The sequence below is a fragment of the Streptomyces sp. CLV115 genome, from assembly GCF_038448545.1.
GTDB classification, from domain to species: Bacteria; Actinomycetota; Actinomycetes; order Streptomycetales; family Streptomycetaceae; genus Streptomyces; species Streptomyces sanglieri.
This window is the reverse complement of sequence record NZ_JBCEWQ010000023.1, coordinates 34435-45614: the sequence shown is the minus strand read 5'-3', so window position 1 is coordinate 45614 and position 11180 is coordinate 34435. Positions and strand designations below refer to the sequence as shown.

Sequence of the window (11180 nt, the reverse complement as noted above, 5' to 3'; positions counted from 1 at the left end):
GTCTCGCGGCGTGCCGGGAGACCGACGGAGCCACGGTGGATGACATGCGGATGGTGCTGAGCGGTGCGGTGGGGCGGGGGTGGGGATCAGCCGGTTCGGAAGGCCGTCGCGGCGTCGTTCGGCAGCAGGACGTCGTCCGCTTCCAGGGCGTTGGCGTGGTACTTGCCGACGGAGCTGATCAGCAGCCGGAGTTCCAGGGCGATGGACTCGGCCAGCCGGACCAGCCCGGCTTCGGCGTCCTCGTCGACGGCGAGCAGTGCGGCCCGGCCGAGGCCGACGGCGCGGGCGCCGAGCGCCAGGGCCTTCGCGGCCCTGCCGCCTTCCCAGATCCGCCCGCTGGCGAGCAGGCAGTGGTCGGTGCGGCCGATGCGGGTGAGGCACTCGCCGAGCGGGAGGCCCACCTGGCCGAGGAAGGCGGTCGGCGCCCACGCGGTGCCGCCCTCCGCGCCGTCCACGGTGACGGAGTCCGCGCCGGCCGCCCAGGCGGTGGCGGCGGCGTGGGCGATGTCGCGGCCGGGGTGCAGTTTCACCCACACCTTCACGCGGGGGAAGTTGTTCCGCATCAGCCGGATCTGCTGGCGCAGGATCTCCTCGGTGAAGGTGCCGGGGCTGCTGATCCGCAGCACCGATTCGCTGTCTGCGCCGAACACCGGTTCCATGGCGTACTGTTCGGCGATCCTGTCACCTGCCTCGCGGCCCAGGACGGTGAGACCGCCGAGTCCCGGCTTCGCGCCCTGGCCGACCTTGAGTTCGAAGGCGAGCCGACCGGTGGCGAGCAGCGGTTCGGACACCGGGTCGCTGTAGACCAGGTTCCACACTTCCGCGTCGGCGTCCTCGGTGGACTGCTGCACCACCACGCCGCCGTGCTCGTCGTCCGCGGCGGCCGTGTAGGCGGCGATCCTGCCGAGCAGCGGGGAGGCTGCGGAGTCGGCGGCGGCGCGGAAGCCGTTGACCGGCACCACGTTCTCCCCGATGACCATCGGGATGCCGAGCTGTCCGGCCTGCCGCCCGGCCGCCTCGCCCAGGTCGTGGCTGGCGACCTGCGTCGAGCCGAACGCGGACACGTAGAGCGGCAGTCGGGAGGCGAACCCGCCCACCTGTGTGCCGAGTTCGACGTCCGTGTACAGGGGCTCGCGGGCCAGGTCGATGAGCTTCTTCAGCCGCTGCGGCATGAACACCGGGGGCACGATCCTGGCCCGCTCCAGCAGGTCGTGCGGGTCCTGGCCGGCCGGTGTCGCGCCGAGCAGGCTGCTGCCGTAGGACCCCAGCGCGGGGAAGGCCCCCGCCGCTCCGGCTCTGGCCCGGTGCCGCACCTGTTCCTCGGGGAAGCCGGCGGCGCTCAGTACGGTGCTCATGCCGACACCACTCCGGGGAGCTTCGGGTAGGCGCTGGCCTCCCAGGCGGCGGTGCGGCCGGTGACGTACCGGGTGAAGCGCTCCAGGCCGATGCCGAATCCGGAGCTGGCGGGGATGCCGCGGCGGGCCAGGTCGAGGTACCAGCCGTACTTCGCGGGGTTCTCGCCGGTCTCGCGCATCCGGGTGACCAGGGCCGCGTAGTCGTGCTCGCGCTCGCTGCCGCTGGCCAGTTCGCCGTAGCCCTCGGGCGCGATCAGGTCAAAGTTGCGGAGGACGCCGGGACGGTCGGCGTCCTCCTGGTCGTAGAAGCCCCGTGACCCCTTGGGGTAGTCGACGACGAAGAACGGGCGGCTGGTCTTCGCGGAGAGGATCTCCTCGCCCTCCCAGTCGATCTCTGCGCCGGGGTCCTGCGGGTGGCCGAGCGCCACCAGGTCCGCGGTGGCCTCCTTGTGCGTGGTGCGGTCGAACGCACCCTGGACCACCTCGCGGAAGGCGTCCCGGTCGCGGCCGAGGAGCTCCAGGTCCGCGGGCATCTCGCGGACGACCTCGTCGACGACATGGGCGACGAGCCGCTCGGCAAGCTCCATCGCGTCCTCGCGGCGGGCGTCGCGGATCTCCACGTCGATCTGGTGGAACTCGGCGAGGTGGCGGTGCGTGACGGCCGTCTCCAGGGGCTCCAGACGGACGTTGGGCGCGATGTAGAAGATCTTGTCGAAGGCCAGCAGCGAGGCCTGCTTGTAGAGGATCGCGCTGGTCATCAGCTTGTACTTGTGGCCGTAGAAGTCGACGTCCACCTGCTTGGAGCCCCGGATGCCCGGGTCGGTGACCGGCCCGATGACCGGCGGCAGCAGCTCCTGGAAGCCCTGCGCGGTCAGGAACGCGCGGGTCGCCGCGAGCATCCGGCTCTGCACCCGCAGCGTGGCACGGGTCGGCTCGGCGATCAGGTGCTGGTCGGGAGAGGACGGGAACGAGGGCGCGACGCGGCCGTCGGACTCGGCGATCGTGCTGGTCATGGTGCTACCTCCTGGGTGTGCTGCCGATGGGCTGCCGGGCGACGGGTTGCCGGGGGAAGCGGGGAGCGGGTTGCGTGCCGGGGAACGACGCGGTCGTGCCGGCGCTGTACGAAGGACAGGGCGTCGAAAAGCCCGGCGGCGGTGAGCCGCCGGCCGCGGTCGCGGACGGGTCCGAGGGGCATGGCCCCGATCTCGGACCAGGTGAGGCGGCCGGACCCGTCGATGTGGCTCCGGGTGCGGCCCGCGTTGTCGGGGTGCAGGCAGTAGGGGACGTCGAGGTATCCGCGGGCGAAGGCCTTCAGCAGGGCCTGGCCGAGGTCTTCGTCGAGGTTCAGCACCGCGTCGACCAGGGCGCGGGCCTCGGCGTACACGGCGTTGTCCGCCGGGTCGGTGTGCGCTGCGGGGGCGTGCCCGGGGTGTGCGCCGGTCGCGGCGCGGTGCCGGGCGGCGGCCCGGGCGGCGACCCGCAGGGCCTCGACGTTCTCCGCCACGGTGGGAATGCGGTGTGCCTCGGCGGCCGTCTTCACGATCAGCCGGGCGGCCCCGGTCTCCACGGCCAGTTCGGCCGAGCGTTCCAGGAGTTCCAGTGATCCGTGCCGGGTCTGCGGATAGAGACCCATGTAGGTGTAGAGGACGATGTGCCAGTCGGTGTCCGGCAGGAACTCGCCGGCCAGCCGGTGCAGGGCGTGCATGGCGTCGCGGTCCTGGGCCGCGTTGGTCTGCTGGGCGTAGCTGAGCGAGATGCTGCGCAGCCCGGCCCGGTGGAAGAAGAGCGCCTCCAGCGCGCTGATCGCGACGAGCAGTCCGGGCGGGCAGAGCTGGCCGAGCATGCAGCCGCCGAAGGTCTCCAGATGGGGTTCCGCCCCGGTGGCACGGAGTCCGGCCAGGACGTCGCAGCTCTCCCGCCAGTTGCGTACGGAGTCCAGGAGCGGGGTGCGTCCGTAGGGAAGGCAGTAGGAGACCGGGCCGCCCTCCGTCGCGTCCAGGCCGAGTCGGGCGAGGGCGGCCACGATGCGCTGGGGGCGTGCCGATCCGTGCCGGATCTGTACCGGGAAGCCCGCGTCGCGGACCCCGTCGAGTACCCAGCGCGAGGTGTGCGGGCTGTAGGAGGTGATGGGGAATCCGTTGAGCGGGACGCCGCTGTCCAGCGCGCGTGCCGCGGACGCCTCGTCGTTGACCCGGGTGTAGCTGTCGATCGTCATGGTGCCGACGACCGCGTCGGCCGCTCCCTTGGTGGCGAGCAGGCCGGCCCGCATCAGCGCGGGGTCGGAGAATCCCATGCGGGGCTGGACCACGAGGGTGCCGCGGGCCTGCGCCCCGGCGACGAAGCGGCCGAAGGAGAGGGGGCGCCGGTGCACGGTGGTCCCGCTAGTGGGGGCCGGCTCCCGGACCGTCCCGGTCATCGCTCCACCTCCTTGGGCAGCGAGTCGACGTAGGACTCGAAGGCGGTGATGTCGGCGCCGTCCTGGAAGACCGCGTCGAACCCGGCCCTCATCAGGGCGTCGGCCTCTTCCTCCCCGTTCCCGGACACGCCGAGCTTGCCGCCGATGACGGCGGGCAGGCCGGTCAGTTCCCAGCGCGAGCGGATCGCCCCGATCAGCGGCTCCGCGTCGTGGAAGCCGTGCCCGTTGACGCTGCTGACGACCAGCAGGTCGGGCTGGAACTTGCAGCAGGACTCGACGATCTCGTCCTCGGGCACGCAGGAACCCAGATTGACGACCTTGTGCCCGAGGTCTTCTAGCAGCAGTTGGATGTAGATGAGATTCCAGGTGTGCGCATCGGATTGCAGTCCGGTGACAACAACATCCAGCGGCCCGGATCGATGACGAGCCGCCCATTCCGCAGGCTTCATTGTTCGCTTCGTCCACATCATTGGATGACAAGGGGGAGAAAGAGGTCCGGGGATTACCCGGAACTTCCTTTCGGCCACAACCGTAGATTCGCCTCGACGGCGTTTCCGGCGTGACCGGCGGCAACTGGGCGGCAGCAGAGCAGCAGTTGGCCGGCTGCCCGGTGCCGGGCGGTCGGGGGGAGGTGAGACTGGCCGCACTGCACCCGCAGAATTCAGCGCCCGGCCCGTTGCACACCGCCGGCGAACGACCGAGGAGTCATGACATGGCAGAGACCGGCCACAGCGTCCGTGCGGAGGACGTGCTCGCGGACGTGCTGGCGGAGGTACGGGAACGGGTCGACCGGCGGGAGGCGCTGGGCGAGGCCCAGGTCGCCGTGCTCGAAGCCGCGGTGAACATTGTCCGCGCAGGTCGGACGGGAGGCGAGGTGATGCCGGTGGAGCGTTCGGAGCTGGTGCGCGAGGCGCTCGGCGCGGTGCGCGCGGCCACGGTGGCGACCGGGGTCGCCCTCACGTACGCGCACGCCACGGCCCGGGTGCTCACCTGACCGCGGTCCGGTCCGTGGTGCCGCCGATCTGCCTGGGCTACTGCCCGGCGGCCCGGTCCGCGGCTCCTAGTCTTTGATGCAGCCGAAAAACTCAGGCACACCCGACGACTTCACGAATAACTTCGTCCAACCGAGGTGGAAATCATGGCAACCAACCCGTTCGAGGACTCCCAGGGCCGCTATGTCGTGCTGGCCAACGAAGAGGGGCAGTATTCGCTGTGGCCGGCCCGCATCCAGCAGCCGGCGGGCTGGGAGCTGGTGAAGGACGAGGGCAGCAAGCAGGAATGCGGCGAATTCATCGAGGCCAACTGGACCGACATGCGGCCGCGTTCCGTGGTTGCGGCCATGGGTGGCTGAACCCACGAGTTCTTCCGGTCCGGAAGGGCGGGTGCGGGGCCCGACAGGCCCCCCCACCCCCCCTTCGGCACGTCGGCCTGCGGTGGGTGGTGAGCCGTGGGCCGTGAGCCGTGGGCTGCGGGCCGTGGGCCGTGAGCTGTGAGCTGTGGGCCGTGGGCTGTGAGCTGTGGGCCGTGGGCAAAGGGGAACTCCCGGCAGTCACGGGGGCGTGAACCCGTGTCTGCCGGGAGCCTGGCCGGGCGGGGCGGGCGGTCAGCTCTGGATGCCGCGCACGCACCACTCCAGTACCGCCGCCGCGGCGGTCATCTTGTGGTGGGCCTGCCGCCAGGCCCGGCTGGACGCACCGTCGAGGACCTCGTCGGTGACCTCCTCGCCGCGGACCGCGGGCAGGTCGTGCAGGAAGACGGTGCGCGGGCCGGCGAAGCGGTCCAGGAACGCGCGGTTGATCTGGAAGCCGTCGAAGTCCTTGAGCCAGTCCGGGTTCTCCTTCGTGACGCCCATGGTCTGCCACCGGCTGGTGTACACCGCGTCCACCGGGCCCTCGACCTCGTCGGCCGACACGACCTGGCTCACCAGGGCCTTGCCGTCGCTGAGTTCGGCCGCCAGGTCCAGCGTCTCCTTGGGCACCTCGTAGCCCCGCGGGCAGAGCAGGGTGACGCGCAGGCCGGGAGTGAGGGCGGCGGCGAGTGCCAGGGCCGCGCCGGAGCTGTTGCCCTCGCCGACAGCGAGCAGGTGCAGACTGTCGAGCGAGCCGAACTCCTCGGCGAGCGTGGCGAGATCGGCGATGGCCTGGGTCGGGTGCTCGTCCAGGCTCAGCGCGTTGACGACGGCCAGGTTCGAGCTGCTGCCGAGCCGGCGGATCTCCTTCACGTCCCCGTTGGTACGGACGACGAGGGCGTCCAGGTACTGGCCGAGGACCCGGGCGGTGTCCTCGACCGTCTCGCCGGTGCTGAGCTGCAGCTCGTTCGGTCCGAAGGTGATCACGTCGGCGCCCAGCCGGGTCGCCGCGCTCCAGAAGGACGTCCGGGTCCGGGTCGAGGACTTGCGGAAGTACAGACCGACCTGCCGTCCGGCCAGCGGCTTCGGCACGATGCCGTCCCGGCCGAACGAGACGGCGCGCCGGACGATGTGGTCCAGCTCGGCGGGCGTGAGGTCGGCGAGGGAGATCAGGTTGCGCATGGGTGAGGTGCCTTTCGGGAGGGCGGGAACGGGGGTGGGTGAGGGGCTGCGGCGCTCACTCGCTCGGGGCGGCGGCAGGTGTGCGAACGGGGGTGGGAACGGGCGTACGTGACGGACTTGTGACCCTCACTCGCTCAGGGCGGCGGCAGGTGTGCGAACGGGGGTGGGAACGGGCGTACGTGACGGACTTGTGACCCTCACTCGCTCAGGGCGGCGGCGAGAGCGGCGGGAGCCGTCTCCCGGTCCGCGTCGAGCACCGCGCGGACCAGGTTGAGCACGGTGAAGCCGACCGGTTCGCCCGCCGTCGCGGGGAGCCGGCGGATCAGGCCGCGGACCAGCAGGGCGTGCACGTCGCGGGCGGCCTCGGCCAGCGAGGTGCCGCAGGCGCGCGCGGCACCGTCCACCGTCCAGGGATCCTCCAGCGTCGCCAGCGTGCGCAGCAGCTCGGCGGCCTTCGGGTCCAGGCCGGTCACGGCGGCGGTGAGCCGCTCGCCCAGGGTGGGGCCGGCGGCGGGATCGGCGGGCGTGACCCCGTCGAGCAGGACCAGCGGTGTGGTGCGGGCGATGTCCAGGAGCTGCTGCGGGGAGTAGAGCAGCAGCCAGGAGGCCGCGGCCTCCAGCGCCTGCGGCATGCCGTCCAGGGCCCGGCAGATCTGGGCGACGGTGGTGACGACGGAGTCGGTGGGGAGGAAGTCGGGCCGCATGTAGCTGACGTGGGAGAGCGTCAGCTCGACGGCGTGCCGGTCCGCGACGAGGGAGCCGCCCACCACCTCGGCGGCGAGTTCGGCGGCGGTCGGCACCGGCAGCGGGGCCAGCGGCAGCAGCCGTCCACCGGGCAGCTGGACCGGACGGTCGGTGGTGGTGAGTATTTTCAGGCGCTCGCAGGCCCGCAGCAGACTCAGCAGCCGAGGAGTGACAGATGGTGACGCATCGTGACCATCCAGGACGATCAAGGTGGGCTTGGAGCCTATGAGCGCGGCCAGTTCGTCGAATTCCTCACCGTCACGAACCAGTGCGCGCACCCACCCGGTCACGGTCGACTGAGGGGTACTGGGTGTTGCTCCGGCGGCCTCCGCCGTTTCGTCCAGGGATACCCACAACACCGGAACCCGGTCCCGGGCGTGGATCGCCGAGGCGGCTTCCTGGGCGAGCCGGGTCTTTCCCACTCCCGGCAGCCCGACGAGGGTCAGCAGGCGTTCGTGGTCCGTGCGCAGCCGGGCGGTCAGCGCCTCCAGTTCGGGGCGCCGTCCGATCAGCGGACGCAGTGGAGGGGGTGGTGTGGCCAGGCCCACCCCGTAGATGTCCTGGAAGACACGCCCCGCCGCCTTTGCATCGACGGCCAGTTCGAGTTCGACGCGGCGCGCGTCGCTGAGCCGCATGGCATTGGCAAGGAGCTTCAGAGTTTCCCTGCGCGGGTGCTGGACCCGTCCGAGTTCCAGGTCGCGAATGGCCCGGACGCTCACGGTGGAAAGGCCGGCGAGTTGTTCCTGGGTGAGTCCCGCCCGCCGGCGCGCATTCTGCAGCAGAACGTCGAGCCCGGGTGCGGGCTGGGAATTCATCATTGTCTCCTCGGTCTCCCCGTGCTCAGAAAACGCAATGGCCGGTTACCCGGCCGCCTCAGGAGTGTCCGGAACACATGGCACGGCGCCCGACCTTTCCGGTCCGCTCACGCTCCGTGCGCTCCGTACTCTCCCCGGCGGCGAAGGCCTGCCGTCGATGAACAGCCTTCATCGAGCCATTCCCGAACTCTTCCCGGTGCGGTACCGCGAGTTCCCCGCGGCAGGGGCTACGATCGCCTCGCGCTGGGGAAGCGCGGCGGGTGCGCGGAGCTGAGGGGGAGGATGCGTGTCAACCACGGATGAGTTTCGGCTGCGCTTCAACATTCTTGGCCCGATTGAGGGTTGGTCCAACGGGACGCGACTCAGGCTGGGCGGAGTCATACAGGAGCGAGTTCTGGCCACACTGCTCCTGGAGCCCGGAAAAGTACTTCCGGTTTCCCGGCTGGTCGAGGCGGCATGGGACGAGGAACCGCCCACGACGGCACCCCACCAAGTACGCAAGGCAGTTGCGGATCTCCGAAGACGGATACCCGGCGGAGCCGAGGTCCTGCTCACCGACGGGCCCGGCTATCGCGTCGCCCATGAACAATGCGAAATCGATGTGGCCGAATTTGGCCTACTGATACGCAAAGCGAAGATCGCGGCGTCCGACGGCCGTACGGCCGAAGCCGCGGAGATATTGCGCAGCGCCCTCGCCCTGTGGCGGGGGCCTGTTCTGTCCGGCAGCGGCGGCCCGGTCATCGAGGCGGCGTCGACCTCCATCGAGGAGCGCCGGCTGACCGCGGCGGAGCAGCTCTTCGAACTCCACCTCGCACTCGGCGAGTCCGCCGAACTCGTCGTCGAGCTGCGGGAGCTGGTGCAGCAGCATCCCCTGCGCGAGTCCCTGCGCGGCCAGTTGATGATCGCCCTGTACCGGTCCGGACGGCAGGCCGAGGCCCTGGACGAGTACGGCAGGGTACGCGAACTCCTCGCCGAGGAACTCGGCATCGACCCCGGTCCCAACCTCACCAAGCTGTACGAGGGGATCCTGCGGGAGAGCCCCGAACTGGCCGGCCCCGAGCCGGCCGCCGCCCCGGTGGTGGCCGTGGCGCTGCCCGCGGAGCCGCCGAGCACCCTCCCGTACGACCTCGCGGACTTCACCGGCCGGGACCGGGAACTGGCCGAGATCCTCCGCGGCGCCGAGGCCGGGGGCGAGCAGGGCCCGCAGATCGTGGCCATCGACGGCATGGGCGGCTGCGGCAAGACCTCGCTCGCGGTGCGGGCCGCGCACCGGCTCGCGCCGGAGTATCCGGACGGTCAACTCCATATAGATCTGCGCGGATACACCCCGGGCGACCAGCCGGTGACCGCGGGCATCGCGCTCGACAGCCTGCTGCGGGCCGTCGGCGTCCCCGGCAACCTCATCCCCGACGACGTGCCCGCCCGCACCGCGCTGTGGCGGGCCACCCTGGTCGGCAAGCGGCTGCTGATCCTCTTCGACAACGCGGCCGACGCCGCCGCCATCCGCCCGCTGCTGCCGGTCTCCCCCGGCAGCCTCGTCATGGTCACCAGCCGGGCCCGGCTGGTCGATCTGGACGGCGCCCGGTGGATCTCCATCGGGGTGATGCCGCCCGAGGACAGCGCGATGCTGGTGGCCGAGACCCTCGGAGCCCAGCGGGTCGCCGCCGAGCCCGAGGCCGCCGCGGAGATCGCCCGGCTCTGCGGCCATCTCCCCCTCGCGCTGCGGATCGCCACCGCCCGGCTGCGCAATCGCCCGCGCTGGACCCTCCAGTACCTGGCGGAGCGGCTGCGCGACGAGACCCGAAGGCTCGACGAGCTCAGCTCGGGCGCGCGGAGCGTCTCCGCCACCCTTCGCCTGTCCTACCAGTCCCTGGACGAGGAGTGCCGCAACGCGTTCTCGACGCTGGCCCTGCACCCGGGCAGCGACATGGACATCCATGCCGCCGGTGCGCTGCTCGGCTCGGGCGCCCGGGACGCGGAGGACCTGCTGGAGATGCTGCTCGACGTGCACCTCGTGCAGCAGCCGGAGATCGGCCTCTACACCTTCCACGACCTGGTCCGCAGCTTCGCGCACAGCCTGCTCGTCGAGTCCCCCGAGGACTCCGTGGCGGTGGAGCGGCTGCTGGGCTACTACCTGACCGCCACCGAGGTGGCGTGCGATCTGCTCTACTCCGGGCGGCGCCGGCGCAACACCGGCATCGAGCCCTCCAAGGCCGAACTGCCCGACCTCGGCACCCCCGACACCGCGCGGAAGTGGTTCCTGCGCGAGCAGAGTTCGCTCCTCGCGGCGGTCACGCTCGCCGAGCGCCGGGGGCACGACCGCTATGTGGTGTGCCTGGCCCGCAATCTCGTCTTCCAGCTCAACGACCTCGGGCTCCTGGAGGAGTTCGGCGAGCTGAGCCGGGTCGCGGTGGCCGCCGCCGGCCGGCTCCAGGACCTGGCGCTGCTGGGCGTGAGCCTGTCCAACCTGGGTGTCGCCTGCTGGAAGCTGGGCCGTCTCACCGAGGGGCTCGAAGCCGCCCGGGAGAGCCGGGACGTCGCGGTCCGGCTCGGCGATCTGCACACCCAGGCCCACAGCGAGAGCATCCTCGGCCAGTTCAACAGCCTGCTCGGCGACTTCTCCGCGGCCCTGGGCCACATGGAGACGGCGATCGCTCACGAACGCGACCTGGACATGCCGCGCGCGGAGGCCGAGAGCCTGACGATGCTCAGTACGCTGTACGAGCAGTGGGGGCGGTACGAGGAGGCGCGGGACGCGGCCCGGCGCTCGGCCGAACTGAGCCGGCAGCTGGGGCAGCACGAAGGACTTCCCGGCGCCATCACCGATCTGGCCTTCGCCCATGTCGGCCTGGGCGCGTACGAGGAGGCCGACCGCTGTCTGGCGGAGGCCCGCACCCTGTACGGGGATGCCGGCAACGAGGTGAACCTCGCCCTGACCCTGGCCCTGTCCGCCGATGTGGAACACCGGCTGGGCATGGCGCCGCGCGACCCGGACCAGGCGGAGCTCGCCCTCGACATGATGCGGACCAACCCCTCGCCGCTGCGCCGGGCCAAGGTGGAGAACATCGTGGGCCGGCTGCGCCGCCGGCAGGGCGACGCGGCGGCGGCGCTCGCGCTGCACACCCATGCCCACGAGCTCGCCTCGGCCCTCAGCTACCGCATCGAGCAGGCCTACGCCCTGGCGGGCATGGCCGACGCCCTGGGCGACACACCTGAGGCGGCCCGGTACCGGGCGGAGGCCGAGCAGCTCTTCGACGGGATGGGTGTCCCGCCCGATCACCGCCGCAGCTGACGACCGCCGGCGCCGCCGGCCCCGTCCC

The 11180-nt window shown here is 71.5% G+C and carries 9 protein-coding genes; 3 read left to right on the top strand and 6 right to left on the bottom strand.

The annotated features are described in order from the left end of the window. Window positions 1–86: 86 nt before the first annotated feature. From AADR41_RS11570 to AADR41_RS11555, 4 genes are read right to left on the bottom strand one after another with little or no spacing between them, the layout of a single operon-like run. Window positions 87–1355, bottom strand: coding sequence for a glutamate synthase-related protein (locus AADR41_RS11570; RefSeq protein ID WP_342281264.1), 1269 nt, complete (start codon window positions 1353–1355; stop codon window positions 87–89). Further along, window positions 1352–2368 (bottom strand): asparagine synthetase A, encoded by a 1017-nt coding sequence (locus tag AADR41_RS11565; protein WP_342281263.1) that lies wholly within the window; start codon window positions 2366–2368, stop codon window positions 1352–1354. Before AADR41_RS11565 ends, AADR41_RS11570 begins: the two co-directional genes overlap by 4 nt. Beyond that, window positions 2365–3771 carry a methylaspartate mutase gene (locus tag AADR41_RS11560; RefSeq protein WP_446751017.1) on the bottom strand — a complete coding sequence of 469 codons (1407 nt, stop codon included), beginning with the start codon at window positions 3769–3771 and terminating at the stop codon, window positions 2365–2367. The genes AADR41_RS11565 and AADR41_RS11560 overlap by 4 nt, the downstream gene beginning before the upstream one ends. Further along, on the bottom strand, window positions 3768–4220 hold the full coding sequence (locus tag AADR41_RS11555) for a cobalamin B12-binding domain-containing protein (protein ID WP_342281261.1): 453 nt from the start codon (window positions 4218–4220) through the stop codon (window positions 3768–3770). Before AADR41_RS11555 ends, AADR41_RS11560 begins: the two co-directional genes overlap by 4 nt. A gap of 263 nt (window positions 4221–4483) precedes the next feature. Between AADR41_RS11555 and AADR41_RS11550 the strand changes: the two genes are divergently transcribed. After that, entirely contained in the window at window positions 4484–4765 is a 282-nt protein-coding gene (locus AADR41_RS11550) for a hypothetical protein (RefSeq protein ID WP_342281260.1), read from the top strand. 144 nt (window positions 4766–4909) lie between these two features. Continuing rightward, window positions 4910–5122, top strand: a complete 213-nt coding sequence (locus AADR41_RS11545) for an MbtH family protein (RefSeq protein ID WP_093549323.1) — start codon at window positions 4910–4912, stop codon at window positions 5120–5122. A 252-nt stretch (window positions 5123–5374) separates the two neighbouring features. Here AADR41_RS11545 and AADR41_RS11540 read toward each other — a convergent pair whose 3' ends face one another. Then, a complete protein-coding gene (locus tag AADR41_RS11540; RefSeq protein WP_342281259.1) occupies window positions 5375–6301 on the bottom strand; it encodes an ornithine carbamoyltransferase in 927 nt (308 codons plus the stop codon). Between the two features lie 197 nt (window positions 6302–6498). Then, a complete protein-coding gene (locus tag AADR41_RS11535; RefSeq protein WP_342281258.1) occupies window positions 6499–7860 on the bottom strand; it encodes a helix-turn-helix domain-containing protein in 1362 nt (453 codons plus the stop codon). 601 nt (window positions 7861–8461) lie between these two features. Here AADR41_RS11535 and AADR41_RS11530 point away from each other — a divergent pair. Beyond that, a complete protein-coding gene (locus AADR41_RS11530) occupies window positions 8462–11152 on the top strand; it encodes a BTAD domain-containing putative transcriptional regulator (protein WP_342281257.1) in 2691 nt (896 codons plus the stop codon). The last annotated feature ends 28 nt before the right edge of the window (window positions 11153–11180 follow it).

Excerpts from the sequence above, each read along its gene's own strand:
- AADR41_RS11540 (WP_342281259.1), bottom strand. The coding sequence starts at position 6,301 with ATGCGCAACCTGATCTCCCTCGCCGACCTCACGCCCGCCGAGCTGGAC.
- AADR41_RS11550 (WP_342281260.1), top strand. The coding sequence starts at position 4,484 with ATGGCAGAGACCGGCCACAGCGTCCGTGCGGAGGACGTGCTCGCGGAC.
- AADR41_RS11555 (WP_342281261.1), bottom strand. The coding sequence starts at position 4,220 with ATGAAGCCTGCGGAATGGGCGGCTCGTCATCGATCCGGGCCGCTGGAT.
- AADR41_RS11565 (WP_342281263.1), bottom strand. The coding sequence starts at position 2,368 with ATGACCAGCACGATCGCCGAGTCCGACGGCCGCGTCGCGCCCTCGTTC.
- AADR41_RS11545 (WP_093549323.1), top strand. The coding sequence starts at position 4,910 with ATGGCAACCAACCCGTTCGAGGACTCCCAGGGCCGCTATGTCGTGCTG.
- AADR41_RS11570 (WP_342281264.1), bottom strand. The coding sequence starts at position 1,355 with ATGAGCACCGTACTGAGCGCCGCCGGCTTCCCCGAGGAACAGGTGCGG.
- AADR41_RS11535 (WP_342281258.1), bottom strand. The coding sequence starts at position 7,860 with ATGAATTCCCAGCCCGCACCCGGGCTCGACGTTCTGCTGCAGAATGCG.
- AADR41_RS11560 (WP_446751017.1), bottom strand. The coding sequence starts at position 3,771 with ATGACCGGGACGGTCCGGGAGCCGGCCCCCACTAGCGGGACCACCGTG.